Consider the following 25685-nt stretch of genomic DNA (forward strand, 5'->3'; position numbering starts at 1 on the left):
CCTGCTCGCAAGGATCAGGCGCGGGGCGCGATGGGGGCCTTGCGGGCCCGGCCCCAGAGCACCAGAACCGCCAGCGCCACGTAGATCAGGTTGAAGGGCAGCGGTTCGAACTCGACCCGGATGGCGTGGAAAGGGATGGCCAGCGCCTGGATCGCCAGAAGGCCTGCGGCGGCCCAGACTGTCAGATGCGGCATGATCCGGGTCGCCGCGGGCAGGATCAGGCCGAGGGCGCCCAGCACCTCCACCACGCCGATGAAGCGGGGCAGCGCGATCGGCACTTCGGTCATCCAGACCGCGCCCATCTTGGCGGCTTCTTCCGGGGGCAGGAAGTGGAACCAGGCGCCCATCAGGTAAAGGCCCGCAAGGGCGATCTGCGCGGCACAGAGGCCGATGTGCCAGCCGCGGCTGGGGGTGGCAGGGGCGGTCGATGTCATGGTCATGGTTTGTCCTTCTGGCTTTTGGGCGCATGGGGCCCGGTGAGATGTGTGCCCAGAGATACCCGGTCCTCCGGCGCCAATCATTGGCGCGCGGGTGAAGGCTGTCTTTGCTGACAGCTGATGATCCTTGCCGCTGTCCCGGGCATTCCGCATTGATCGGAAAGCGCGGCGCCATTAGGTTGCCTGCAGGGAAAGTGACCCGGGCCAGTCTGCCTGGCCGGTTCGGCAGGAGGAAACCATGGACAGCCTGCTGAGCCTGCGGGTCTTTGCCGCCGTGGCCGAGGCGAAAAGCTTCGCCGCCGTTGCCGACCGCTTGAACCTCTCGGCCGCGATGACCAGCAAGCATGTCCAGCACATCGAGGCCGAGGTCGGCGCGCGGCTGCTGAACCGCACCAGCCGCAGGGTTAGCCTGACCGAGGCGGGGGCACTCTACCTTGCCGCCGTGCGCCCGCTGCTGGAGGGGCTGGACGAGGCAGGGGCGCGTCTGGCGCAATCGACGATCGACCCGCGCGGGACGCTGAAGATGTCCCTGCCGGTCTGGCTGGCCGAACCCGGCGTTGTCCGCGTGCTGGCTGCCTATCGCGCGCGGTATCCGGAGGTCATGTTCGACCTCGACTTCAGCGGGCGGCAGGTGAACCTGGTCGAGGACGGCTATGACCTCGCGCTGCGCGTGAGCCCCGCGCTGGACGAGGGGCTGATCGCCCGGCGGCTCATCGACATCACCTTCCGCATGGTGGCGACTCCTGCCCTGCTCGACTGCATCGGCCGCCCAGGGCGGATCGAGGATCTGACCGGCGCACCCTTCCTCGCCTACAGCCCGGTCAGCGCCGGGGGCCGCGTCCGCCTGGGCCTCGGCCCGAACGCGCCCGAGGTGCGGATGACCCCCGTCCTGCAAAGCGCAAATGAAACCGTGCTGTTCCAGGCGGCACTCGAAGGCATGGGCATCGCCATCATGCCCCACATGGTCGCCCGCGCCCATCTGGACGAGGGGCGACTCGAACGCCTGCTGCCCGACCTGCCCGCACCCACGGTCGCCCTCTCGGCCATCTACCCCGACCGCAGTTATCTGCCCGCCAAGACCCGCAGCTTCCTGGACTTCCTCGCCGGCCCGGAAGGCTTTGGTGGCCCGCTGGGTGCACTGTGACAGGCGCCCTGACATCGGCGCGATCATCTAACCGCAGGAAAGTCAGGATCAACAACCCGCCGGATGATCACCCGGGAGTAAAGGTCTAGCTTCCTCTCATCGGACCGCGGGACAACCGAAGGACAGCGGTCCCGATCCGAACCCGAAACCCAAGAGAACGGCCCGCCGGGCCGCGCGAAAGGCGCGGCACCTATCGGCAGAGCTCAACCCAAGGAAGGAGACCACCTTGTCCATCACCCGCCGCGCCACCCTAGCCCTTGCCACCGCCGCCTTGTCGCTGTTCGCCGGGGCCGCAATGGCCCAGGACGACTACAAGGAGCGGATTCGCATCTTCTACGAAACCTTCAACACGAACGACCCGGCCCTTCTGGACCAGATCATCGCCGAGGACTGGGTGAATATCCCGGTCAACCCGGGCCAGGGTCCTGGCCGCGAAGGCTTCAAGCAGATGATCCCGGGCTTTGCCGCCACCTTCGCCGACGGCAAGCTTGTGATCGAGGACATCGTCCAGGAAGGCAATAAGGTCGCCGTCCGCTCGACATACACCGCCACCCAGATCGGCCCCTTCGCGGGCTTTCCGGCCAAGGGTCGCCCCTTCACGATTATGACCATCGACATCCACGAGTTCAACGATCAGGGCATGGTCCAGACGACCTGGCACCTTGAAGATTGGCTCGGCGGCCTCTTCCAGATGGGCGCGTTCGAACCGTAATCCGACAGACTGGACGTCAAGCCACGGCCCGGAGCGAAAGCTCCGGGCCGCGTTGCCTTGTCCGAAGTCAGATTTAGTACTGCGCAAGGACGATGATCTGGTCATCTCTGATCTCAGGTCCCTAAGGCAGCCCGGGATGTCGAGCGTCCGCTTCCCGCCCTTTGAGCCCGCGGCCGCTTCCGGCCCTTAGCGGCCGGTCGGTTCAGCAAAGAGCCGACCTGCCGCAACATCGGTCGAGCCGTCAGGCCATGCGGCCCATGACGATGCGCTCGGCCAGCGACGCGGCCTGTTCGCGGATATCCGGAACGGCCGTGATTTCCCAGAAGGCGGCGCGACTGACCGGGCCGATCGCCGATAGTCGGGACGAAGGGGTGCCGTCGGCGCGGATGACAGAGCCGTCTTGGGCGATGTCGAGACCGATACACAGAGGGTCCATGCGCGCGATCCCCTTGTCGAGCAGGCGTGCAAGCAGGGGTGAATCCGTGGGTCGTCCGCGCAGGCCACGCGCGTCGATGGCCAAGGTGGCCTTCAGAACGACCTCGATGCTGTCCCGAAACGGTCGGTAGCGCGCGGTGATGCGGCCGGATGTGGCCACGACCTCGCGGACCTCGCCCTTCATGAGCGTGAGGTGCCCGTCCGCCATGGCGGCAAGGATGCGCGCTTCGGACTCCGGTGGCATCCGGTGGCGATGGATATCCCACCATCTCTGGCCATGCCGCAGGAAGCGGGCGCGTTCCACAGGTGGCAGGCTGCGCCAGATGCGCCGGACATAGGGCCGCACGGCATCCATAGCGTCACGCCAGGTGCCGCCCTGCTGTTCGGCTTTCCGCGCCAGGGCGCGCAGCCAGCCGCAGAGCGTGCTGACGGGTGCGGCAAAGGGAATGTCCTGCGGGCCGATCTTCAGCGGCACGGAAGGGCGGTGCGCGCGGGGTAGAAGACCGCGGCGCGAGATGGCTGTGATCGGCCCATCGAAACCCGCATCCAGAAGCGTCAGGACCTGATCCACCATCGTCAGGCCCGTGCCGAGGATCAGGACGGAGGCATCCGGCGCAAGGTCGGGGATCGGGTCCCATGCCGGCAGGACGGCACTGTCGCTTGGTGGCACAGGCAGACTGTGCCCCGTGGCGAGGATTGCGTAGTCGGCAAGTTGAACCGTGCCATCATCGAACTGGGCCACGATGCCCTGCGGCCCTTCGCCCAGCTCCGTGCATATGCCATGCGCGCGGCGGAAGCGGGCAGGGCGGGCCGACGCCCAGATGGAAAGCAGGTCCGCAAGGTATCTGCCATAAACGCTCCGGCTGACGAAACGGTCCGGCAGGCTGGGCAGGCCCTGAGCCGCAAGCCATGACAGAAAGTGGTTCGGATCGTCGGGAAAGGCGCTCATGTTGGCGGCGCGGACGTTCAGCAGGTGGTTCCGGTCGGGCGTCGAATAGGCAAGGCCCAGCCCGATCCTCTCCCGCGGTTCCACCAGCGTCACGCGGACGGCGGGATCGCCGCGAAGGATATGTGCGGCGGCCAGCACACCGCTCGCCCCGCCCCCCACGATTAACACATGGGGGCCGGGGCGATCCTGCCCTTGGACGGAGGAGGCGTCCGGGTTGGCGGTATCCTTCATCCCGTGACCAGAAGGCTGGTAGCGGCCAGAAACGAGGCAGCGGCAAAGGCCACCCATTCCACGACATCGCGCCCCTTGGCCGTGCAGGACGGCGTTTCGGCCATGAACACGGCCATCGCCGGATCGATGCAGCCGAACATCACAGGCCTCCGTCCCGAAGCGCGACCGATGCAGCCTCGACCCCGCCTGCCGGAACGGCGCGCAGGCTGTCCGATCCGAAGACGACGGCCAGTGTGGCCAGATAGACGATGCCGAAGGCCATCAGGGCGGGATAGCTGGTGCGCTGTGCGCTGCGGATCGTCTGCGTCATGCGATGGCCCTCTGTTCCGCGGTCCTGCCTGCGCGCGTGGCCGGCGCGCCCGCGCACATAGCCAGATCGTCTCGCAGCGTCAGCGCGGCAGGCCAGGGACCATATCCGTTGGCCAGGTTGATGTGACCCGCGAAGCCTAGATCGACGAGATCCGCCCGCCATGCATCGGCAAGCGCCGCACTCTGGCTGAAGGACATCCACGGGTCGTTGCGGCTGGCGACGACCGTTGCGGGCACGCCGAGCGGTTGGTCGGGGGTGCCCGCGAATGCCGCGAGCCTGCGGCTGACCGCGGGATCGGCCGGCGCGACCAGCAGCGCGGCGGAGATCTTTAGCTGCGGCCAGCGCGTCAGGATGCGGGCGGCGAGGATCGCGCCAAGGCTGTGGCCCACGAGGATGCAGCCAGGATGGTTCAGGATCGCGCCAGCGACCTCGGTCTCCCATGCCTCGGGCGTTGGGCGGGACCAGTCGATCTGTTCGACAATCAGCGCGTTCGGGTCGGTCGCGGCCCACCAGTGCTGCCAATGCGGGGCAGGCGAGCCGTCAAATCCGGGCAGGATGAGCGTCTTGGGCATGGGCGACTCCTTCGTTGCCATAAAAGACTACCATGTTTGTCGTGATTATCGTTCCAAAGATGGGGCGCGAAAGAGAAAAGCCCTGTCGTGCGATCCGTCCGGCCAGCAGAATCGCCGCACGGGTGCGTGCCGGCAGCGGGTCGATGCGGCGCTGCGGACGGGCGGAAGCGGGCACCCGCAGGACCCGCCGCTACCCTACGCGCGCGAGGGAAGGGCGGGGGAACGATCCTTCCCCGCCGACAGGGTGCCCGAGTGTTTCTTGCTGTTTTCCTTCAGGTATTTGGAATGGCCGGAGGGCGGATTCGGGCGCATGATCCAATCACGACCAAACGAATCGACATAAGGCGACCTGACCATGACCCGCACCATCATCGGACTTTCCGGAAACCTCGATCGCCCGTCCAAGACCCACGCGCTGGTCCAGTCCGCCGTCGCCACCGCTGTCAGCCGGTTCGAGGCGGTGGGGGCGGTGTTCGACCTTGCCGACTTCGGCCCCTCGCTCGGCACGGCGCGGCGGGTGGACGATCTGGCCCCGACAGCCCGCTCGGCACTCGACGTGATCCTCGGCGCTGATGCGCTTGTTGTCGCAAGTCCTGTCTACAAGGGCAGCTACACGGGGTTGTTCAAGCATCTGCTCGATCTGGTCGAGCCTCAGGCGCTGGCGGGCAAGCCTGTCCTGCTGGCGGCGTCGGGCGGCGGGGACCGGCACGCGCTGGTCATCGAACACCAGTTGCGCCCGCTGTTCGGCTTTTTCGAGGCGCAGACCTTGCCGACCGCCGTCTATGCCTCTGACCGCGACTTCAGCAACGGCCAGCCCGCTTCGCCCGTGCTGGAGGACAGGCTCGGACGGGCGGTGGACCAGTTCTCACCCCACTTTACCCGCCGCACCCAGCCCGAGGTGTTCGTCCTGAGCGCCTGATCAACCGCGGCTTCCCTGACAAACAGCGTCGCCCCGTCGGGCGGCGAACGATCTCCCTTTGCCTGACGAAAGGACCTGACACATGACCCGCAAGATCCGCCTTGGTGCCTTCCTTCCCGGTGGTGGCCAGCATGTCGCCGCGTGGCGGCACCCCGACAGCCCCTCAGACGGGGCGACCAGCTTTGCCTTCCATGTGCAGCTTGCACGAGAGGCGGAGCGGGGGCTGTTCGATGCCTATTTCCTTGCCGACGGTCTGGCCGTGTCCTTCGGCGGCGGGATGGAGGGTGGCAATGCCAAGGTTGCAGGCTTCGAACCCGTGACACTGTTTTCGGCCCTTTCGCCGCTGACGAAGAACATTGGCTTCATCGCCACAGCCTCCACCACCTATGAGGAGCCTTACAACCTTGCCAGAAAATTCGCCTCGCTCGACCTGATCAGCGACGGACGCGCGGGCTGGAACGTCGTGACGACCGCGACGGAAGCGGCGGCGCACAACTTCAACCTCGACCAGCAGCACCCCCATGCACACCGCTACCGCCGCGCCGCGGAACATGTTGATGTGGTAAAGAAGCTGTGGGACAGTTTCGAGGATGACGCCTTCCTGCGCGACAAGAAGTCGGGGAGGTTCTTCCACGAAGGCAAGCTGCACCTGACCGACCACCGGGGCGAGCATTTCAGGGTGAAGGGGCCGCTCAACGTGTCCCGTTCGCCGCAGGGGCATCCGGTGATCGTGCAGGCAGGCCAGTCCGAGGACGGGCGTGGTCTGGCTGCGGCGACGGCCGAGGTGATCTTCACCGCGCATCAGCGGCTGGACACGGCGCAGGAGTTCTACCGCGACATCAAGGCCCGCGCACGTGGGCTGGGGCGTGATCCGTCGCATATCCTCGTGATGCCTGGCGTGTCGCCCTTCGTGGGCCGGACGCTGGACGAGGCGCGCGAAAAATACGACCGCCTGACCAGCCTGATCCTGCCCGAGGACGGCATCTCGCTTCTGAACGGGCTGACCGGGGGGACGCTGGACCTGAAGGGCTACGATCTTGACGGTCCCCTGCCGCCCGCGCCGCCCACCGAAGGGATGAAGTCGCGGCAGGCGCTGATCCGCCAGATCGCGGACGAGAACAACTTCACCATCCGCCAGCTTTACCAGTGGGTCGCCTCGGCGCGGGGCCATTTCACCATCGTCGGCACGCCCGAGAGCATCGTGGATACGCTGCAAGAGTGGTTCGAGAACGAGGCGGCGGACGGCTTCAACATCCTGCCGCCGTGGCTGCCCACGGGGCTGACGGATTTCGTCGACCTCGTGATCCCCGAACTGCAGCGGCGCGGGCTGTTCCGGACCGCATACGAAGGGCGGACCCTGCGCGAAAACCTCGGCCTGCCGTTACCGACCAACCGCCACGCGCTGTCCCGCAGTGCGTCGCATGCCGCGGAGTGACGCCATGACGCTTGAGACGCTTGAAACCCCCGCCCTTTCCGCCCCGCCCGCCCGAGTGGTGGCGGCACGGCTTGCGCAGGCCGGACGCTCAGGATTTGCCAGATACGGGCTGCTGGCCGGCTTCCTGATCCTGTGGCAGGTGGGCAGCACACAAGGCTGGCTGAATGCCACGGTCTTTCCGCCGCTGGACCTGATTTTCGCCGCGCTCTGGGACGGGCTGGCATCCGGCGCGCTGATCGACGACATCGCCATCAGCCTGCAACGCTCCGGCCTCGCCTTCGCCGCCGCCGTGGTCCTCGGCATCCCGCTTGGCCTCTTCATGGGGCAGATCCGGGCGGTGGAACACGCGCTGGACCCGATCCTGCAATTCTTCCGCCAGACCTCGGCCCTCGCACTTTATCCCGTGTTCATCCTGCTTCTGGGACTGGGGGAGGCGTCCAAGGTCTTCGTGATCTTCTGGGCGACGCTGTTCCCGGTCCTTCTCGCCACCATCGGCGGCGTGAAGGAAGTGGACCGCAAGCTGATCGAGATGGCGCGCACCTATGGCGCGACGCGCGGCACGGTGTTCCGCCGCGTGGTCCTGCCTGCCTCGGTCCCGTCGATCTTCGTGGGCCTGCGCCTGTCGGCGACCACCGCGCTGCTTCTTCTGATCGCGGCCGAGATGATCGGGGCCAACCGGGGCCTCGGTTTCCAGGTGATGAACGCGCAATACAACTTCCAGATTCCCCTCATGTTCGCGGCGATATTCCTGCTCGCGCTTCTCGGCCTCGCCGCGAACTTCACCCTCGTTACGCTGCAGCGCCGTCTGTGCCGCTGGGCCGAAGCGAACTGATCACTCCCAACCTCCTCAACCTACAAGGAAACGAAAAATGACCTTCTCTTTCCGCTCTCTCGCCCTGACGACTGCTTTGGGCCTCTCCTTCGCCACGGCGGCCAGCGCCGAGGTGACGATCCGCTACCTCGCCAGCCAGGGAGGCCTGAACGCCCACGAACTCGCCGCCGAGCTGGGCTATTTCGACGGCACAGGCATCACCCTTGAAAACGTGGGCTATGCGACGGGCGGCCCGGCGTCACTGGTGGCACTGGCCGGTGGCAGCGTGGAGCTGGGCTCGGCGGCCACGGCGGCTGTGCTGAACTCCATCGCGGCGGGCAACGACTTCGTCGCGGCCTATCCGTCGAACGGGATCAATGACGAAGCGCAGTCGATCTTCTACGTGCTGGAAGACAGCCCCATCAAGACGATCGAGGATCTGAAGGGCAAGACCATCGCGGCGAATACGCTCGGCGCGCATCTGGATTACGTGGTGCGCGAGGCGCTGCACCAGAAGGGCCTGCCGCAGGACTCGGCCAGCCTCGTCGTCGTGCCGGGGCCGCAACTGGAGCAGGTGCTGCGGTCCAAGCAGGTGGACGTCTCGGCCTTCGGCTACTGGCAGACGACGTTCGAGGGGGCGGCGCGTCAGGCGGGCGGTCTGCGGGCGGTCTTTGACGACACCGACATCATCGGCGAGATCGCTGGCGGCTTTGTCGTCCTGCGCCGCGACTGGATCGAGGCGCACCCCGAAGAGGCGAAAGCCTTTGTCGACGGGTCGGTCAAGGCGCTGGATTTCGCCCGCGAGAACCCCGAGAAGACGCGCGAGATTTTCGCCAGGGTGCTGGCCGAACGGGGCGAGAACCCCGAGGTCTCCAAGTTCTTCGCGGGCTACGGCGTGCGCGAGGGCGGGCTTGCGGTCGAACGTGACGTGCAGTTCTGGATCGACGTGCTGGAGCGTGAAGGTAGCGTCGAGAAGGGTAAGCTGGTCGCCAAGGACATCCTTTACGTGACGGGCGACAGCCCGGCAACGAACTGACGGGGCAGGGGATGGTTTTGACAGAGCCCATCACCCGCCCCGCCGCCGGAGAGGTCACGATCCGTGACCTCTTCAAATCCTTTACCCTGAACGGGCGCAGGCTGGACGTGCTGCGCGGGATCGACCTTCAGGTGCGCGGCGGCGAGGCCATCGCCATCGTCGGCCCCTCGGGCTGCGGCAAGACCACGCTTTTGCGTGTGCTGGCGGGGCTGGAGGACCCCGATCGCGGCGATGTGCTGATCGACGGCGCGCCGGTCCACGGGATCGGCAACCAGCGTGCGGTTATCTTTCAGGAACCCCGCCTGCTGCCTTGGCTGACCGTGACGCAGAACGTGGCCTTCGGGCTGGAGGTGCGCGGAACCGACCGCATCAAGGCTGCCGAGAAGGCGAGGCACTACATCCGCCTCGTCGGTCTGGGCGGCTTCGAGGAGGCCTATCCGTGTCAGCTTTCGGGCGGCATGGCGCAGCGCGTGGGTATCGCGCGGGCGCTGACCGTGCAGCCGGAGATCCTGCTTCTCGACGAACCGCTCGGCGCGCTGGACGCGATGACGAAGCTGACGATGCAGGAAGAACTCTCCCGCATCTGGCGCGAGGAAGGCGTGACCATGATCCTCGTCACCCACGATCTGGAAGAGGCGATCTATCTTGCCGACCGCGTGCTGGTCATGTCGAAGGACAGCGGCACTCCTACCCGGCTGATCGATCTTGACCTGCCACGCCCGAGGGACCGCAGTGCCCCGGTCTTCGTCGCCCTGCGGCGCCGACTTATGGCGGAGTTCGGGCTGCATTGAGGGGTTTGGGCGAAAGCCCGCTCCCCGCCCCTGTTGACCCAAGTGTAAGGCATGCGCATCTCGGACGTGGATCTTACTCGGATCGGCAAGGAGGCCGAATGGCCGGCGATAATCTTGAAAACGTTTCCGACTGCGGCTTGAAAGCGGACGCTGCTGTCCCCTCCTCCGACCAGATCGCACGCGGTGTCCAGAAACAGCCGCCAGCCACTTCAGGCGTCACCGCGCCAAAGGGCAAGTGCCTTGCGGATCGAGTCGAGCATATGCGAGCGATCCGCCGCGTGTTCATAGGCATATGACTGTTCGGCTCGCGCAAGATGGTCCCAGTCAGGTTCAGCCTCGGCCACCGCGTCGAGGTGTCGACGAACCTCTTCAGGTCGGCCCAGTTCGGCAGCAAGCGCTGCCATCCAGACCCGCTGGCGCAGGTCCGGATGCGGGACGCGCGACAGCGACCGGGCAGCTTCGTCATAGCGACCAAGCATGAACAGTGCCTCGAAACGCAGGATGTCCTCGTGCCCAACCGGCAGCGGCCCCGAGTTCTCCACCTGCGACAGCCAGTCAAGTGCCTCTTGCGGTCGGCCGCGACTTAGCAGAAGGACGACCATGTCCGTCACCGTGTCGACGCTCGACGGATTAAGGGCAAGGGCACGGCGAATGTTGGCTTCGGCGGAGATATAGTCGCCCAGATAACTTTGCACGTAACCCAGTAGCGAAAGCGCTCGTGCTTCACCGGGGGCAAGTTCGACACCCTTCTGCGCCAGCGCCTTTGCCCGCGTCCTTGTGGCAGCTGACGCGAGGCCAAAGCCATCGGAGGCGATTTCGGCCCAGGCAAGGAAGGAATAGGCCAGTCCGAAGCCGGGATTCTCGGCAACCGCTCGTTCAAAATGATCACGTGCCGTAGCATAGGTGCTGGGGTCGCCGTGACGCATCAGTGCGCGACCGCGGATCACCTGATCATAGGCCGTCAGGTTTTCGGTTGGCCATGAAGCAGTTCGGGCGCGTTCACCAAGTTCTAGCGACAGCGAGAGGGTGCGGACGATGCGGCGAACGATGTCTTGCTGTGTCAGCAGCGCGCACGCGTCGCAGTTGAAGCGTTCGACCCAGACCAGCGCCCCGTCTTCGGCCCGAACAAGCTTGACCGAAAGGCGCAATCCCCCCGATAGAGCTTGCACAGATCCTTCAACAAGATAATCAGCCCGGGTCTGCCGAACGATGGCGGGCAGGTCTCGCTCTGCGGTGTCGGCTGTGGCGATCACCCGGGGTGAAAGCACAGTCACGTCACGAAACCGTGTCAGACCGTCGGCGATTTCCTCGGACAGCACCTCAACAAACGGCAGCCAGTCGGTTTCTGTCACAACGCCGGTCGTCGGCAGCACAGCAATCCGTGGCGCGTGTGCCCCGGTGTCCTGCCGGTCCGGCCGAACCGGCGTCAGTTCCAGCATGTAACCCCGACGTGCCACGGTGCGAAGTAGACGGCCGTCCTGCACTCCAAGGGCGAGACGAATGTCCCGCACCGCCTGCGTCAGGGAGTCATCGGTCACGATCACGTCCGGCCAGACCGCCTCGATCAGCTCGGCTTTGGTCAGGACCCTTCCGGCATGCTGCGCCATATAGCAAAGCAGGGCGAAAGACTTCGCCCTGATGTCGATGATCCTGCCGTCTCGATTCAGCGTCCCGGCATCAAGGTCGAGGGTTGATCCCCCCAGCTCCATCCGGCCCGCCAGCTGCGCCCCGGTCATGCCCGCCCATGTATTCGGATCTCGGTCAGGTTTCCTGAATTGCAGGTGCCCGTCAAGTGCGGCCAAACTGTATCGGTGCCGACGGCGGATCCGGCAGGCCTGCCGCCATGCCAAGGCCAATGTCGTCCAGGAGATGGGGTGAAATACTGGCCATCCGTTCGACCGCGCTTTGCAGGGCGGCTTCATCTCTGCGCTGCATGAGGATCGTGCGGATGGTGGCACGGCCCGGAATTCGCGGCAGGCGCAGCGAAAGGGAGAAGCTGAGAAGCGAGACCGTTGTCATCGTGCGGATCCTTCTGGCTGATGACCGGCTGTCCACCGGTGCCCGCAAACATGAACGCCGGAAAGGCGCAAGTCCGGAAAGCTCGACGAAATCGGTCTGAAGTTTCCGTGAATCTCTAGGAAATGACAGGGTCCGACGCTGTCCGGCCGGCTTGTTTGCACCGACCGGTCGTCACTGCAGATAGCATCGTCAGCTTCCGTCGCGGTCGTTTTGCGCGACGCGAATTACAGTCAGCGTGCGCCTCCGATTGACGAAACGTGGCGAACGTCGGTGTCCACCGGCTTCGCCCTCTCGTCAGTCCGCGACCTTCTTCCCGAACTGCTACTTGAGGCTGATCTCCCCGAAACCGGGGAGCTTGCAGTAGATTTCGTCGTCGCCGGCGATCAGGCGGATGGTGCCGACCTTGATCACGCTGGAGGAGCCCTTGATCTTCAGATCCTTGATCACGGCGACAGTGTCACCGTCCGCGAGCAGATTGCCCAGGCCGTCGCGCACCTTGGCGCCCGCCTCGGGCGACCATTCGTGCCCGCATTCCGGGCAGGCAAGCAGGGAATCCGCCTCTTCGGTGTTGGCTCAGCGACATTCGGGGCACGGCGGCAGGGTCCAGGTCATGTGCGCACCTATGACGGCAGGATCGATGACGGATAGGGCGCTTGGCGGCGGGGCGCAGCTTAAGCCCCACGAGAGGCGCGACCCTTCGCGTGCGCACCCCTCAGCCTCGCAAAAATGGGGCGAAGCCTGTATTGAGGGGCCTGGTTTTAAGGGCGCCGTTCAGCCAAGGGGCCAGGGAGAAGCTGCATCCTCCACAATCTGTCCAAAGATATTCTCTCGATGCCATCGCAGGTTGTGCGGATGCGGCGTGTGATGGGGATCCTCAGGCTTCAGCAACTTGCCGCCGGGTCTGATGAGGCGATCGACGACATCGCCAGGGACCTTGTTGCGAGACACGAGGATCGTCTCGTTGTCCTCGGCAATCGAAATTAGGCCACGGTCGAACATCCAGTGCAGTGTCCCGGAGAGCGCCAGACCGTTGCGGACGGAGTCGCTTCCGTCCCGCTCGACCGGCCGTATGTGAGCCGCCTGGACCTCGGGGCGATCTCCACCATTGCGCAGCTGCAACCCCGACATCGCGCAGCGGTATCCGTAGGCTTCCCTGACCTTTCTGCTGAAGGCGACCTCGCGGTATTTTCGGCGTGTCAGCCGCTCGATCACCGGCCGTTGAAAGATCAACGGTTCATCATCCAGCTCATTGGAGTGCGGGTCGTAGCGGGTCGCTTCGATCCGTTCGAGATCCTCCGGCAGGCCAAGATTGACGATCCGCGCGAAGTCGCTCTCTGGCAGGCGCCGCACCGCCGACTGCACGGCACCACCCGAAAGCGGTGCGCCGTCGGGGCCTGCCAGCGACGATTCCAGGGGGCGTCCGTTCACCAGTCGCGGCACTTCCCTGTCGAAGGGCAGGTAGCTCCCCGGCGCGATCAGGGCCAGATACCTTCCGTCGAACCCGGGCTTCGGAATCACCTGCGAGATTCTGGCCACGGCAAAATAGCCGCGCGGCCCGGCCTTTACAGGTTCATAGTAGACGATCCAGTCGCCAACCGCCGCCTCGACGGCCTTGAGGTAGGCGCGCGGAAGATCGTATTCGACATCGAGTTCATCCTCGTAGATCGAATCCGCCTTGTGCAAGAGAACGAGCTTGACCATGCGTCCAGGAAACCAGGATCGCCGGTGATGGCAAGACGAAACCGGCGGCGGTCGAGTGCAGCCAGGCTCCGTTCAGGTGGTGGCGGGCAGGTTACCCGCTTTCCCCGAAACCTGCTTTAACCGATACCAGGCGGCGCGCTGTCCACCCCTGTCCATGTAGCAAAGATCAAACAGACCGGACTCATGGATAACCTGTCGCCAGCTGCGGCACGCATACTTCGCTGGAAGCAATTCAGGATAGCGCTCGGCAATCCATTGGCCGGCCGCCTCGACAGAGGTCCAGCCTTCGACCGTCAACTCTCTTGCTGCTTCCTTTAGCGCCTTCACGATCCCTGAGACTTGCCAGTGCACGGTGCCATCCGGGGCAATTCCATAAACGATAAAGTCTCGGGACTCGTCCGAACCGAGAAGCTCCGCATGCTGACGCCGAGCCTCATACAGTATTCTCCCCCATATCTGGAGTTCTTGTTTGTGCAGACTAATGCGATCATAGGCCGCGACCAGGGCTTCTTGCGCAGCACGGCAGCCATCCGGACTCCAGACATCGTGCTGGTCGAGGAAGTGATGAACTAGGTCGTTCCTCAACACCACAAGTTCCCGCAGTCCGGCTTCGATCCGGGCGAGATCTTCGGCCGGCGGTGAGAAGCTAAACCGAGCCTCGATCCAGATCTCCCCCTCGGGTGCGTCCGGCTCGGCCCCGGCTTGGGCGGCGATCTCGTCGGCGACAAGATACGATCCGAGCAGTTCGCCGACCAGGGTGCCGAGGGTCTTGCGCGCGGTCGCGGCTACGCGCTCCTTCTGGGCCCCGTCGAGCGTCCGTGATCCGAACGAGAACCGGCTATGAGCCACGATCGCCTTCATCTGGCGCTCGTATGCTTGGAGCTGCAACATGCATCGACCCAGCAATCGCTGAACATCCCGCTGGAGCGCTTGAACCGTGTCGTCGGGTGGTGCCGTCATCGCTCTGTCTGATCCAAGTCTGGCACATAACAAACACATGCTGGTGAAGGGCACCATACCGCCATAGCATTGAGCCTGCGCGCTTGGCATTCGCTACTGCCAGCTTTGCGCCTTTCAGCGAATGATCGGCATCGGAGCATTTTCTGCGAACCTCCGCCGCATTTGCCCGTTTCGACGGGGTGACCTCGGGCAGCCCGCACCGTTTCCGTAATCGTGCGTTGGCACTTCTCACAGACAGCCGTTCGCGACTGACGCATCTGTTCTGCGCTGAACCCCGCTGCCCTCGCCCCGCTGGCGGATTTCATTGCCGGCCTGACGCCCACAGCCGGCAGCGCCTGCTGTGTCCCCGCCGCGAAGGATACCTAGTATGCCTTTTCGAACGCTGGCTGACCCGCTGGGTCGCCCTATGTATCCTTGCGGGCCTGGCCCTGGGTAACCTTTTGCCCGCCCTCTTCGGCGCCCTGACAGGTCTCGAATAGGCCTCGGTCAACCTTGTGGTCGCGGTGCTGCTCCGGGCGATGGTCTATCCGATGATGATCGCTATCGACTGCGACTCCCTCAGGGACGTCGGGCGGCGACCCAAGGGCCTCCTCATCAATCTGGCCATGAACTAGGTGATCGGCGCGCCTTACGCCTTTCGCCGCAGGATGCCTTCAAGCGGCACGGCGCCCGACAGGGTGTTCGAGATAGTCCCGTATTTCAGCACGTTGCGATGCAGAAGGTCGAGGCGCTGATCGGTTTCGGGGCTGTCCACGATGATCTCGTATCGGATCAGCGTCAGCCTGGGTGGCGCATCCTGGCGCACAGCGTCCAGCCGCACCTCGGCGCCGGCGATCCGGAATTGCAGCATCGGCGTCACCCGCTCGATCCCCTTCAGCATGCAAGCCGCCAGTGCCGACAGCAGCAGTTCGACCGGGTTCATCGCGTCGCGCCGCCCGGCCAGATCGGTATCGAGCGTCACCTCGGCTTCCTTGGCGACCGCGAGGCTGCCATGGGCGTCGATACGGCGGGCTTGAACGCGGTATTCCATCAGAGGAGCTTTCCGATCTCGTCCGCCGTCAGCACCTTGCCGGTCGAGACGACCTTTTCGTCGACGACCAGACCCGGTGTCGACATCACCCCATAGGCCGCGATCTCGGCGAAGTCGGTGACCTTGACGATCTCGGCCTTCTTACCCGCCGCCACCGCCGCGGCCTTTGCGTTCTCGCCCAGGGCCACGCATTTCTTGCAGCCCGAGCCGAGGATCTTGATGATCATGATGTGGTCCTTTCTCAGATGAACCAGTTGGAAATCGCGTTGAAGATCAGGCCGATCGACAGGATGCCGACGATCACTACGCCGGTGAAGGTGACGAGAAGCGGCATCTTAACGACGCGCTTGAGCATGATGAGCGAGGGCAGGGAGAGCGCAGTCACTGCCATCATGAAGGCCAGCACCGTGCCTAGACCCACGCCTTTGCCAACCAGCGCCTCGGCAATCGGCAGGGTGCCAAAGATGTCCGCATACATCGGAATTCCCACAATCACCGCTGTTGGGACCGACCACCACTTGTCTTGCCCGAGCAGGGTCGAGATGACCTCTGCCGGCACCCAGTTGTGGATTGCCGCCCCGATGCCAACGCCGATCAGGACATAGGCCCAGACGCGGTGGACGATTTCGACCACCTGATCGCGTGCGTAGGTAACCCGTTCGGCTCTCGTCATCGTCGCGACCTCACCGGTCACCGGCACGGCGCGGACGAAGGCCGCAACCTGATCCTCCATTCCCAAGCGCCCGATCACCGTGCCCCCGACGATGGCCACGACCAGCCCGACGGCGACATAGGCCAGCGCTATCGGCCAGTTGAAGATCGACGCCAGCAGGATCACGGAGGCCAAATCGACCAGTGGCGAGGAGATCAGGAAGGAGAACGTCACCGCAAGCGGCAGACCCGCCGCAGTGAAGCCGATGAACAAGGGGATTGACGAGCAGGAACAGAAGGGTGTCAGCGTGCCCAGAAGGGCCGCCAGCGTGTTGGCACCAAGGCCGGAGCGGCCGCCCAGGAGAGCACGCGTCCGCTCCGGCGGAAAATGGCTTTGTACATATGAGATGGTGAAGATCAGAACGGACAGCAGGATGAAGATCTTGATCACGTCATAGACGAAGAACTGCACCGAGCCGCCAAGGCGCGAAGCCGGGTCAAGTCCGACCGAGGCCACACCTTGACCCACCAACTCGTTGAGCAAAGTCATCCGCAACAGTTGGTCATTCATCCAGCCGAACACGTTCATGCGGCCGCCCCCATGACCATGATCTGACGCTCCAGTGCCGCCTCGACCAGACGTGCGAGAGACAGCGGCAGTTCAGGATTGATTCGGTAGCGCACCCATTGCGCATCGCGCCTGTCCACCACAAGCCCTGCTTGCTTCAGCACTTGCATGCGCCGAGACATGCGGCTTTGGGTTGCGCCCAGCCTCTGCATCAACTCGCAGACACAGTGTTCCGAGCCGTCCGCAAGCAGACGCATCGCGTCAAGGCGGGTCGGTTCGGCCAAGGCGGATAGAACGGCTAAGATCATGGGGGCGCGCTCCAATTCATGCGCATTTGCGCATAGACTGGCATTCTCCACCGTGATCTGGATCATGACCTGCCCCCCCCGGAAGTTCCCTCGCTGTGATGGAGAGTCTGCCCAACCTGAGAAGGAGCAGACGACATGAGGAAAAGCCGTTTCACCGAGACCCATATTATCGGGATGATCAAGGAACAGGCGGCGGGACCGCCCACTTCCGAGCGTTGCCGGAAGCACGGCCTGAGCCCCGCGACGTTCTACAAGCTCAAGGCCAAGCATGGCGGGATGGACCCGTCGGACGCCAAGCGGCTGAAGCAGCTCGAGGATGAGAACGCGAAGCTGAAGCGCCGGTTGGCCGATGCCATGCTTGATAACGTGGTGGTGAGGGATCATCCGATCTCCCAACGCCGGGCCTGCGTCCTGATCGGTGTCGATCCGAAGACGTTGCGGCGTGAGCAGCCGCCCGATAGCCCGGAAACCCGTGAGGAAATGCACAAGATCGCCGAGAAGCGTCGACGCTTCGACTATCGACGCGTGACGGCCCCCTGAAGGGCATCCTCGGCTTCGAGATGCCCCCCTGGTGTCTTGCGATTTCACCAACGACCCGCGGTCGTCCATCGTCTATGGCCCCTGCACCATGGTGATCAACGGCACGCAGGTGACGATCTGCGCCTGGTATGACAACGAATGGGGCGATGCCTGCCGGCTGATCGGCGCGCTCCTGTCCGGCCCGAGCTATCAGGCCGGGGGCCTGGCCCTGTGCCTTGCCACGGCAGGTGCGATGGCACTGGCCAGCTGGCTGGCCGCCTGCAGGCTCAGGCTCGCCTGAGGACCGGCAGGGCTGCACCTTGCCGCGATGGCTCATGTCATCGAGGTCCAGAGCTGGAACAGCAGCCCGGATGCAAAGGCCCCGCTCAGGGACAGGCCGATGTAGACCGCGAAAACCTCGCGCTTCGCCAGCGCCCAGACCGCCATTGCCGCCGGGATCGAGGTGACGCCCCCCGCGACGAGAAAGGCCAGACCGGCGCCCGGTGCCATGCCCTGCTCGATCAACCCGCCGACCAGCGGCAGCGCCGCATAACCGTTCAGGTAGGCGGGCACGCCCACCAAGGTCGCGGTCGCGATGGGCACCAGGCCATCGCCGCCCAGCATCTCTGTGATCGTTTCGGCCGGGATCCACGCCAGCATCAGGCTTTCGAGGACGAAGGCCAGCATCAGCCACTTGGCCAGGAACAGCGTCGTGCTCAGCGCCGTCTTGCCGAACTTCGCCCGCCGGTCGGCATCGGCCCAGAAGCGCCAGACGACGGGCCTGGGCGCCCGCATCTTCGCGCCACCGCAGCCGCCGTTGCCGACCCCCTCGCGCAGCGGATCGGCGAAAGCGCCGCCCTTCATCATCAGGTGCACCACCGTCCCGCCGAACAGGCCGAGCCCAATGGCGGCCAGCGTCTTGGCCACCGCGAACTCGAGGTCGAGCACGCCTGCCGTCAGGACGAACATCGACGGATCCATGATCGGCGAGGCGAGCCAGAACGCCATCACCGCCGAGAGCGGCACCCCCATCGCCAGAAGCGCCGCGATCAGCGGGATCACCCCGCAGGAGCAAAAGGGCGAGATGCCCCCCGCTAAGGCGCCCAACCCAATCATCAGGAGCGGCGTGCCCGAGAACGCCTTGGCGATGAGGTTGTCGGCCCCGGTTGCCCCCGCCCAAGCCGCGATGGCGATGGAGAGGATCAGGAACGGCGCCGTGTTCAGGAGCGCGCCAACCGCGAAGACCGCGCTTTCGGCGGCTTGCAGCGGGTCGAAGACCGCTAGCGCCGCGAGGATCGTGGCCGAGGCGAGCCAGACCCTCTGGGTCTGCCACAGGCTGCGAAGGACAGATCGTTGGCCGGGCGCTCCAAGAGGCATGTCAGTCATCACCAAATCTCCGGTATTGCGGTTGTTATAGGGCAGGAAAAAGGCCGCACTCGTCTCATGCGGCGTCCTCCGACGGGCGGATCGTGACGCCGGCGCAGCACTCCGAGGTCAGGAAACCCACCACGCGATGCATCGCAGGATAATCGACACGGTTGAACACCTCGCGCCCCTGCTTGTCCTGCAGCACCAACCCGGCGTCGACGAGCGTCGAGAGGTGATGCGCCAGCGTCGATGGTGCGAGCCCCAGGTGCTCGCCGATGTCGCTGACCCGGAGCCCCGCGTCCCCGGCCTTCACCAGGAGGCGAAAGATCGACAGGCGGGCATCGTGGCCAAGGGCGGCAAGGGCGCGGGCGTTGGGGCTGATCGTGGTCATTGCGCCAACATAACTATAATGCCAGTTTTGTAAATGATTCGATCCCCCGCGCCGCAAGGGATTGTATGCGGCGCCATGCGATCAGGACCCGCTCCCTTTCGCAAGGTCACTCCTTCGCACGCCTACTCAGGATTCCATCCCTTCAGAAGCCCCAGTCTGCGCAGGTCCAAACGGGGCGAAGCGGCCATCATCACGGCTGTCTCCGCGGTGGTGGATCATGGTATCGCTTGGCTCGGACAGTTCCGATCCATGCGCCAGGGTCAAGGCTCAGGCCGTTTCGTGCGCTCGCCTAGCTTTACATCGGCGTAAAGCCGTCAGTGATATGGCTGACGCTACCTTTACATTTTCGACAAAACGCGACGGCAGAACAGGAAAATGTCAATGTTCATTGGGGTTTCGATGTAAGGCTATGTAAAGGTAATGCTCCAAATCCACCCGGTTCTACCCTCGGATCCGACGCAAATCGGGGCCTACCTTTACGTTAAGTTGACAGAACTTTACGTTTTCGGGCCGAATTTGCGCGTTTTCTGAGTTTTCCGAGCGCCGCTGTTTTGGACTGAATTTCGTCTGTGATACGCCCAGCTATGCAGAGAGTGCAATCAAGGAAGGCTTCTTAGAACGGAGGCACTGCAGCAAGATGCGGTTCGGATGGATGCGGATCGGGCGAGAGGAAGCGAAAAGGCGAGAAAGAATGTCGCGCGCGCCATAGGATTTCTCGGCTCGCCGAAGTCCACTACCGGCTGCTTCTGCGACCGATCGACCGGCGATGCCAACGAGGTCGGTTTCCTGGATGTCGATGCGGCCGAGCCGAGGACGCTGATCGACGGGAGCGACGACGCCATCATGAAGGCGCTCTCCGCGTCGCCGAAGGTCATCCGCGCTGTTGCGATCAACAAGGTGCCGCTCCTCTTTGCCATCGCGGAGCCGAAGCCGGAACATCTTCGCAAGGTGAGGATCGTTGCGGATGCTCCAGAGCTCATGGAGCGCGTCGGAAAGGCACTGGCTTCTCGCTTCGCGTCAGCGCCGGAACCAGCGTCGCTGCCGGTCGAGAAGCAGATCTACGCGGAGTTCTACACAGACGGTGAGGCTACGCTGAACGTGTGCGACTGATTTCGGCTCTTGTATCGTGATGATGAAGCGCGTCGACACGCCGCCGGCGTCTGGCTCGATTGTCCTGACGTCGCAGCGCCTCGGAAAGAAGGCCTCAAGCTCGCCTTGCAGGTGGCGAAACTGCGTCGGGTGACAGACCTCCACCTCGACTTTAATCCAGTCTATCACCGCCTTGAACGCGTAGCGGCCGAGATCGATGTCGGGCTTGAGCACCGTCCGGCCGCGTGTCGCCGCCTGTGTGCCCGTGTGTGGCGCTTCAGGAGGGTCAGGGGAAACGGGGCGGCGATTGTCTTCGCGAAGCTTAGAACGGTGGTGAATGGTTCCTGCACTGGCGGCTCCGGGGGTTGGGCCTTTCGTGATATAGCAAGATGGTCGCCGATTGCTTCGGAACGTAAGATAATTTCTTTGCCCATGCCGGATCGACGACTGACAGGGGCCTGAAAGCCGCGGCCGTTCCCCCTTCCGGATCGGCGGTCTCACCTGAGCGGGCCAGTTCGCGCCCCGTAGGACTCCACAGAGATTCCGAGCGAGTCGCTGAGGCGCATGCCTGTCCGGCAGGGGGTCATCCTGCCCGAAACGCAGGGCGGCCCCAGTGGCTCTCTTCGGTGCTCTAGAACGGGGAGTGCACGATCCGGCAGAGCCCCAGATTCGACGTCGGAAAACCCACCAGGTTCTGCTAGGATGAACGCATCAGGGGGAGGTCATCATGAGTGCTCTCGATCACCTGCTTTCGTCACCGGAGCCGTTCGTCAGTGACGGGGGCCTGGAAACGGACCTGATCTTCCACGAAGGCGCCGACTTGCCGCTCTTCGCCTCTTTCGTCCTTCTCGACACTGCCGAGGGGCGGGATATGCTGCGGCGTTATGCCGTTTCCTATCTCGACATGGCGCAGGAAGCCGGGCGCGGCCTCGTGCTGGGCACTCCGACCTGGCGCGCGAATGCCGGCTGGGGACCGAAACTCGGCCTGGACGATGCGGGGATCCGGGACATCAACCGACGCGCCGTGGCCTTCGCCCGAGATATTCGGGACGCCCATCCCTGGCGAGAGCACATCCTGATAGAGGGGGTGCTGGGGCCGGCGGGAGATGGCTATGCTCCCGAACAACTGCTTGACCCGGCCGATGCGGCCCGCCTCCACACCGCCCAACTGGAAGCCCTTGCCGAGGCGGGGGTGGACATCGCGACGGCCTTCACCATCACCCATCCTGGCGAAGCCATCGGCATGATCAACCGGGCGCGCGACCTGGGTTTGCCTTTTGCGCTGTCCTTCACTGTCGAGACCGACGGGCGGTTGCCGACAGGGCAAGATCTGGACGCCGCACTCGCCGAGGTCGAAACGGCGACCGGCGGCTACTGCCGGTATTATGGCATCAACTGCGCCCATCCCGAGCATTTCCTTGACCAGTTGCCGCCGGGCTGGCTTAACCGCATCGGCATGATCCGGCCGAACGCTTCGCGGCGCAGTCATGCAGAGCTGGATGAAGCGACCGAACTCGATGACGGCGACCCGGACGAGTTCGGCGCGCTTTTTGCCGAGATGGCGAAACGCTTGCCCCAGCTGCGCGTCATCGGCGGGTGCTGCGGCTCGGACATGCGGCACATCAAGGCGGTGATGGCGGCAGGCGTCTGAGGGAGATTACTGCTTGGGTGTTGACCATTCCGCGGTTCGTTCCCTCGCCGCTGCCCTTCATGCAGTCTGGAGCATCAAGAACCGGACAGCGCCTGCGGCAAGTTACCGGACAGCTCGCAGGTGCACCGAGGATGTTGACGTCAGACTAGGGATCATTGCGCGCAGGGCTACGAATAGGCCCCGGGGAGGTGGTGGTGAAGAGCGATATCGAGTATCTTCGTTTGGCAGTGGAGGTGGCTCGCCGGAGCCGGGCCAGTGGCAATCATCCTTTCGGGGCGCTTCTGATCGGGCCGGATGGCGACGTGCTCCTCTCGTCGGGTAACACCTATTCGCAGGACCGAGGTGTGGGCCACGCCGAGGCGAACGTGGCCCGCGCGGCGGCGCAGCAACACGACCCGGCATTTCTTGAACATTGCACGATGGTAACCTCGGTTGAGCCGTGCTGCATGTGCGCTGGGGCGTGTTACTGGGCGGGTATCGGCACCGTGGTTTACGGCCTCAGCGAAAGGCGCCTGGCCGAGTTGACCGGAGACAATCCCGAAAACCTGACCCTTGACCTGAGCTGTCACCAGGTGTTTGCCGCCGGACGGCGCCATGTGGCGATCCGTGGCCCCTTCCCGGAACTCGAGGAAGAGATCGTTCACGACCACATGGATTTCTGGTGACGGGAACCCGCCGGCGAAGTTTCTCGTTAACTGTCCGCTTTGATGCTGCCGAAACTCCGCCGTCGGACTGTTTCCGTTTCCCATAGAACAACTCCTGGTTCCTCAGTTGGTGCTCTCCACATTTTCCGGGCAAGTCCAGAAAGGACTGCCAAGAGATGCAGGTTGACGCGGAGCCCTCCCTCCGGCCAAGACACTGGCAACTACATCCTGGCGGAAGCGTGGCGGTCGATGCGGCGTAGCGGTCTATTCGATCGCCGACGAGTTCAGCGAGCTCGTCGTCAGTTAAGCTCCCGGCGATACCCTTGCGCAGCATCATTACAAGCTGGTCATCGATGCCGATCTGAGCATAGGCCGGGTGCGAACGCGCCAGTTCATAGCCTTCCAGCCGCCATTGGTAATGTGCCAGTGCGATCTGATCGGGCGCCAGTGGATAACGCGCGGGGCGAGCGGTGGACGTGGTGGAGATCTTGCGTTCGGCGAGGGCGATCTGGTGTTGAAGCTGTGCGACTGCACTCGGAAGTAAGCGCAGCGCTTGACGGTAATCGCCGCCGAGCGGCTGTCGAAGCTCAGTCTAGCCTATGATTGCACGAAGCTCCTTCGGCACCACGGTGCGCGCGTGGTAGCGCCCAGAACGATTCACGAGATGCCTGATCTTCCCGGCCATGACTACCTGCGGTTTGTAACCAACACTGTAACCACAGAATGGGAGAAGCCCCTGATTTGCACGGGTCTTATTTGATATCAAGGGGTTGGGGTGGTGCTGCGAGAGAGGATTGAACTCTCGACCTCTCCCTTACCAAGGGAGTGCTCTACCACTGAGCTACCGCAGCCCGCTTTCGTGGGGCGCGTGTTAGACGCAAACCGGGCGGTGCGCAAGCGCAATCTGGACCCTTCCCGCCTTCCGCTGTAGGAAGGAGCGCATGGACAGGAAACCCCCGAATTCCCCCGCCGGAAAGGACGCCGAGGCGCGTGCGGCGCGGCTCAAGGCGGCGCTCAAGGCCAACATCGCGCGGCGCAAGGCGCAGGCTCGCGCGCGCGGTGCGAAATCCGGCAGCACGGCGGCGGACGGGGCGGAACAGAAGAAAGAAGGCTGAGGCAGTGGACTCGATTCTGGTGCGGGGCAACGGGCCCCTGAATGGCAGCATTCCGATCGCGGGCGCCAAGAACGCCTGCCTTGCGCTGATGCCCGCGACGCTTCTGTCGGACGAGCCCTTGACGCTGACGAATGCGCCGCGGCTGTCGGACATCCGGACGATGACGACGCTTCTGCAGTCGCTGGGCGCCGAGGTCACCTCGATGCAGGAGGGCCGTGTGCTGGCGATGTCGAGCCACGACCTGACGAGCCTGACGGCCGATTACGACATCGTGCGCAAAATGCGCGCGTCGAACCTTGTCCTCGGGCCGCTTCTGGCGCGGGCGGGGCGCGCGGTGGTGTCGCTGCCCGGCGGTTGTGCCATCGGCGCGCGGCCGATGGACATCCATATCTCCGGGCTCGAGGCGCTGGGCGCGACGATCGAGCTGAAGGACGGCTACCTGCATGCCGAGGCGCGGCGGGGCCTGAGGGGCGCGGTGATCGAGCAGCGGTTCGCGAGCGTGGGTGCGACCGAGAATATCCTGATGGCCGCGACGCTGGCCAAGGGCACGACGGTCCTGAAGAACGCCGCGCGCGAGCCCGAGATCGTCGATCTGGTCAGGTGCCTGCGGTCGATGGGGGCCCGGATCGAGGGCGAGGGGACCGCGACCGTCACCGTCGAGGGGGTGGACCGGCTGCACGGCGCCACCCACCCGGTCGTGGCCGACCGGATCGAGCTGGGAACCTACATGATCGCGCCGGCGATTGCGGGCGGCGAGGTGGAGTTGATCGGCGGGCGGATCGACCTGCTGCCCGCCTTCTGCGAGAAGCTGGACGCGGCGGGCGTCTCGGTCAGCGAGACCGACAAGGGCCTGAGGGTTGCCCGCAAGAACGGCCGCATCCGCGCGGTCGACGTGAAGACCGAGGTGTTCCCCGGCTTCCCGACCGATCTGCAGGCACAGATGATGGCGCTGATGTGCACCGCCGAGGGGGTGAGCGTCCTGGAGGAGACGATCTTCGAGAACCGCTTCATGCATGCGCCCGAACTGATGCGGATGGGCGCGCGGATCGAGGTGCACGGCGGGCATGCGACGGTGACCGGGGTGGAGCGGCTGAAGGGCGCGCCGGTGATGGCCACCGACCTGCGCGCTTCGGTCAGCCTGATCCTTGCGGGGCTGGCGGCGGAAGGCGAGACGGTTGTGAGCCGGGTCTATCACCTCGACCGCGGCTACGAGCGGGTCGAGGAGAAGCTGTCGGCATGCGGCGCCGACATCGAGCGGATCAGGGGCGAGTGAGCATGACAGACGCGACATTCGAGGAGGGGGCCGAACGGCCGCTGGCGCTGAAGGCGGAGACGGCCGAGGATCTGGGCGTCATCTCGGCCCTGGTGCAGGACGCGGTCCTGCCCATCACCGAGATGCGCTATGACCGGCGCCGGCGCGAGCTTGCGCTGCTTCTCAACCGCTTCCGCTGGGAGGACCGCGCGGGCGCTGAGGCGCGCGGGCGCGCGTACGAGCGGGTGCAGTCGGTGCTCATGGTCGGCGATGCGCTTTCGGTTGCCTCGCAGGGCATCGACAGGGCAGAGCGTGACACCATCCTGTCGATCCTGTCGCTGGGCTGGGAGGCGGGCGAGGACGGAGCGGGACGGCTTCTGGTCACGCTTGCCGGGGATGGCGCGATCTCGGTGACGGCCGAGTGTCTGAACGTGACGCTGAAGGATGTGACACGGCCCTATCTTGCGCCATCCCGGAAGGCGCCGGCGCATCCGGAGTGAGGTTTCGCCCCGGCTGGCGCCGGGGCGACCGGGGGGGGGGGGGGGGGGGGGGGGGGGGGGGGGGGGGGGGGGGGGGGGGGGGGGGGGGCGGGCGCGGGGGGGGGGGGGGGGCGGGGGCGGCGCAGGGGGGCGCGCCC

General features: G+C 64.8%; 29 protein-coding genes, 1 tRNA gene and 2 pseudogenes. 15 read left to right on the forward strand and 17 right to left on the reverse strand.

Annotated features, from left to right (window positions below; genetic code table 11):
* Positions 1-14: 14 nt before the first annotated feature.
* On the reverse strand, positions 15-440 hold the full coding sequence (locus N5I32_RS14790) for a DoxX family protein (RefSeq protein WP_261496643.1): 426 nt from the start codon (positions 438-440) through the stop codon (positions 15-17).
* 235 nt (positions 441-675) lie between these two features.
* Between N5I32_RS14790 and N5I32_RS14795 the strand changes: the two genes are divergently transcribed.
* Positions 676-1581, forward strand: a complete 906-nt coding sequence (locus tag N5I32_RS14795) for a LysR family transcriptional regulator (protein WP_261496644.1) — start codon at positions 676-678, stop codon at positions 1579-1581.
* 226 nt (positions 1582-1807) lie between these two features.
* Complete coding sequence (locus N5I32_RS14800) at positions 1808-2293, forward strand: ester cyclase (protein ID WP_261496645.1); 486 nt, start codon at positions 1808-1810, stop codon at positions 2291-2293.
* A 241-nt stretch (positions 2294-2534) separates the two neighbouring features.
* Here N5I32_RS14800 and N5I32_RS14805 read toward each other — a convergent pair whose 3' ends face one another.
* The 4 genes from N5I32_RS14805 to N5I32_RS14820 are packed head-to-tail and all read right to left on the reverse strand — an operon-like array spanning position 2535 to position 4790.
* A complete protein-coding gene (locus N5I32_RS14805) occupies positions 2535-3908 on the reverse strand; it encodes an FAD/NAD(P)-binding protein (RefSeq protein ID WP_261496646.1) in 1374 nt (457 codons plus the stop codon).
* Positions 3905-4048: a hypothetical protein gene (locus N5I32_RS14810; RefSeq protein ID WP_261496647.1), complete on the reverse strand. Its 144-nt coding sequence runs from the start codon at positions 4046-4048 to the stop codon at positions 3905-3907. Before N5I32_RS14810 ends, N5I32_RS14805 begins: the two co-directional genes overlap by 4 nt.
* A complete protein-coding gene (locus N5I32_RS14815; RefSeq protein ID WP_261496648.1) occupies positions 4048-4218 on the reverse strand; it encodes a hypothetical protein in 171 nt (56 codons plus the stop codon). Before N5I32_RS14815 ends, N5I32_RS14810 begins: the two co-directional genes overlap by 1 nt.
* Positions 4215-4790, reverse strand: a complete 576-nt coding sequence (locus N5I32_RS14820) for an RBBP9/YdeN family alpha/beta hydrolase (protein ID WP_261496649.1) — start codon at positions 4788-4790, stop codon at positions 4215-4217. Before N5I32_RS14820 ends, N5I32_RS14815 begins: the two co-directional genes overlap by 4 nt.
* 355 nt (positions 4791-5145) lie before the next feature.
* Here N5I32_RS14820 and msuE point away from each other — a divergent pair, with 355 nt between their 5' ends.
* The 5 genes from msuE (at position 5146) to N5I32_RS14845 (ending at position 9782) form a co-directional block, all read left to right on the forward strand.
* Entirely contained in the window at positions 5146-5709 is a 564-nt protein-coding gene (msuE, locus tag N5I32_RS14825; RefSeq protein WP_261496650.1) for an FMN reductase, read from the forward strand.
* 82 nt (positions 5710-5791) lie between these two features.
* Positions 5792-7144: an LLM class flavin-dependent oxidoreductase gene (locus N5I32_RS14830; RefSeq protein WP_261496651.1), complete on the forward strand. Its 1353-nt coding sequence runs from the start codon at positions 5792-5794 to the stop codon at positions 7142-7144.
* A gap of 4 nt (positions 7145-7148) precedes the next feature.
* Positions 7149-7976, forward strand: coding sequence for an ABC transporter permease (locus tag N5I32_RS14835; protein WP_261496652.1), 828 nt, complete (start codon positions 7149-7151; stop codon positions 7974-7976).
* A gap of 37 nt (positions 7977-8013) precedes the next feature.
* The gene (locus N5I32_RS14840) at positions 8014-8991 is read left to right on the forward strand and encodes an ABC transporter substrate-binding protein (RefSeq protein WP_261496653.1); all 978 of its coding nucleotides are present in this window, start codon (positions 8014-8016) and stop codon (positions 8989-8991) included.
* 17 nt (positions 8992-9008) lie between these two features.
* Positions 9009-9782: an ABC transporter ATP-binding protein gene (locus tag N5I32_RS14845; protein WP_439648201.1), complete on the forward strand. Its 774-nt coding sequence runs from the start codon at positions 9009-9011 to the stop codon at positions 9780-9782.
* A 209-nt stretch (positions 9783-9991) separates the two neighbouring features.
* Here the strand turns inward: N5I32_RS14845 and N5I32_RS14850 are convergent, their stop codons facing one another.
* From N5I32_RS14850 to N5I32_RS14890, 9 genes are all read right to left on the reverse strand, one after another.
* Complete coding sequence (locus N5I32_RS14850) at positions 9992-11518, reverse strand: winged helix-turn-helix domain-containing tetratricopeptide repeat protein (protein ID WP_261496655.1); 1527 nt, start codon at positions 11516-11518, stop codon at positions 9992-9994.
* Positions 11519-11570: 52 nt separating this feature from the next.
* Positions 11571-11801 carry a hypothetical protein gene (locus tag N5I32_RS14855; protein ID WP_261496656.1) on the reverse strand — a complete coding sequence of 77 codons (231 nt, stop codon included), beginning with the start codon at positions 11799-11801 and terminating at the stop codon, positions 11571-11573.
* Positions 11802-12122: 321 nt separating this feature from the next.
* Positions 12123-12350 (reverse strand): alkylphosphonate utilization protein, encoded by a 228-nt coding sequence (locus tag N5I32_RS14860; RefSeq protein WP_304504919.1) that lies wholly within the window; start codon positions 12348-12350, stop codon positions 12123-12125.
* Positions 12351-12572: 222 nt separating this feature from the next.
* Positions 12573-13502 carry an HNH endonuclease gene (locus N5I32_RS14865; protein WP_261496657.1) on the reverse strand — a complete coding sequence of 310 codons (930 nt, stop codon included), beginning with the start codon at positions 13500-13502 and terminating at the stop codon, positions 12573-12575.
* Positions 13503-13574: 72 nt separating this feature from the next.
* On the reverse strand, positions 13575-14363 hold the full coding sequence (locus N5I32_RS14870; RefSeq protein WP_261496658.1) for an OST-HTH/LOTUS domain-containing protein: 789 nt from the start codon (positions 14361-14363) through the stop codon (positions 13575-13577).
* A gap of 727 nt (positions 14364-15090) precedes the next feature.
* A complete protein-coding gene (locus tag N5I32_RS14875; protein ID WP_261496659.1) occupies positions 15091-15492 on the reverse strand; it encodes an OsmC family protein in 402 nt (133 codons plus the stop codon).
* Positions 15492-15719: a thioredoxin family protein gene (locus tag N5I32_RS14880; RefSeq protein ID WP_261496660.1), complete on the reverse strand. Its 228-nt coding sequence runs from the start codon at positions 15717-15719 to the stop codon at positions 15492-15494. The genes N5I32_RS14875 and N5I32_RS14880 overlap by 1 nt, the downstream gene beginning before the upstream one ends.
* 14 nt (positions 15720-15733) lie before the next feature.
* On the reverse strand, positions 15734-16732 hold the full coding sequence (locus N5I32_RS14885) for a permease (RefSeq protein WP_261496661.1): 999 nt from the start codon (positions 16730-16732) through the stop codon (positions 15734-15736).
* A complete protein-coding gene (locus N5I32_RS14890) occupies positions 16729-17019 on the reverse strand; it encodes an ArsR/SmtB family transcription factor (protein WP_261496702.1) in 291 nt (96 codons plus the stop codon). Before N5I32_RS14890 ends, N5I32_RS14885 begins: the two co-directional genes overlap by 4 nt.
* Before the next feature lie 135 nt (positions 17020-17154).
* Between N5I32_RS14890 and N5I32_RS14895 the strand changes: the two are divergent.
* Together N5I32_RS14895 and N5I32_RS14900 are read left to right on the forward strand one after the other, a co-directional pair.
* Positions 17155-17547 (forward strand): annotated as a pseudogene (locus N5I32_RS14895) (transposase); the annotation flags it as partial.
* Positions 17547-17839: pseudogene (locus N5I32_RS14900) on the forward strand (hypothetical protein); the annotation flags it as partial. The pseudogenes N5I32_RS14895 and N5I32_RS14900, both read left to right, overlap by 1 nt.
* A gap of 32 nt (positions 17840-17871) precedes the next feature.
* Here N5I32_RS14900 and N5I32_RS14905 read toward each other — a convergent pair.
* Together N5I32_RS14905 and N5I32_RS14910 are read right to left on the reverse strand one after the other, a co-directional pair.
* Complete coding sequence (locus tag N5I32_RS14905) at positions 17872-18924, reverse strand: permease (protein WP_261496662.1); 1053 nt, start codon at positions 18922-18924, stop codon at positions 17872-17874.
* 55 nt (positions 18925-18979) lie between these two features.
* On the reverse strand, positions 18980-19297 hold the full coding sequence (locus N5I32_RS14910; RefSeq protein ID WP_261496663.1) for an ArsR/SmtB family transcription factor: 318 nt from the start codon (positions 19295-19297) through the stop codon (positions 18980-18982).
* 648 nt (positions 19298-19945) lie between these two features.
* On the opposite strand from N5I32_RS14910, the gene N5I32_RS14915 reads away from it, so the two are divergent.
* The 3 genes from N5I32_RS14915 (at position 19946) to N5I32_RS14925 (ending at position 22702) form a co-directional block, all read left to right on the forward strand.
* On the forward strand, positions 19946-20407 hold the full coding sequence (locus N5I32_RS14915) for a hypothetical protein (RefSeq protein WP_261496664.1): 462 nt from the start codon (positions 19946-19948) through the stop codon (positions 20405-20407).
* Positions 20408-21113: 706 nt separating this feature from the next.
* Positions 21114-22037, forward strand: coding sequence for a homocysteine S-methyltransferase family protein (locus tag N5I32_RS14920; RefSeq protein ID WP_261496665.1), 924 nt, complete (start codon positions 21114-21116; stop codon positions 22035-22037).
* Between the two features lie 194 nt (positions 22038-22231).
* The gene (locus tag N5I32_RS14925; protein WP_261496666.1) at positions 22232-22702 is read left to right on the forward strand and encodes a nucleoside deaminase; all 471 of its coding nucleotides are present in this window, start codon (positions 22232-22234) and stop codon (positions 22700-22702) included.
* A 755-nt stretch (positions 22703-23457) separates the two neighbouring features.
* On the opposite strand, the gene N5I32_RS14930 is transcribed toward N5I32_RS14925, so the two are convergent.
* Positions 23458-23532: transfer RNA gene (locus N5I32_RS14930), tRNA-Thr, on the reverse strand.
* 90 nt (positions 23533-23622) lie between these two features.
* On the opposite strand from N5I32_RS14930, the gene N5I32_RS14935 reads away from it, so the two are divergent.
* Genes N5I32_RS14935 through N5I32_RS14945 form a run of 3 tightly spaced genes read left to right on the forward strand, consistent with a single transcriptional unit; the run spans position 23623 to position 25548 of the window.
* Positions 23623-23796: a hypothetical protein gene (locus tag N5I32_RS14935; RefSeq protein ID WP_261496667.1), complete on the forward strand. Its 174-nt coding sequence runs from the start codon at positions 23623-23625 to the stop codon at positions 23794-23796.
* A gap of 4 nt (positions 23797-23800) precedes the next feature.
* Positions 23801-25069 carry a UDP-N-acetylglucosamine 1-carboxyvinyltransferase gene (murA, locus tag N5I32_RS14940; protein ID WP_261496668.1) on the forward strand — a complete coding sequence of 423 codons (1269 nt, stop codon included), beginning with the start codon at positions 23801-23803 and terminating at the stop codon, positions 25067-25069.
* Positions 25070-25071: 2 nt separating this feature from the next.
* Positions 25072-25548: a DUF2948 family protein gene (locus tag N5I32_RS14945; RefSeq protein WP_261496669.1), complete on the forward strand. Its 477-nt coding sequence runs from the start codon at positions 25072-25074 to the stop codon at positions 25546-25548.
* The last annotated feature ends 137 nt before the right edge of the window (positions 25549-25685 follow it).

This window comes from Albidovulum sediminis (assembly GCF_025380365.1).
In the GTDB taxonomy this organism is placed as follows: Bacteria; Pseudomonadota; Alphaproteobacteria; order Rhodobacterales; family Rhodobacteraceae; genus Albidovulum; species Albidovulum sediminis.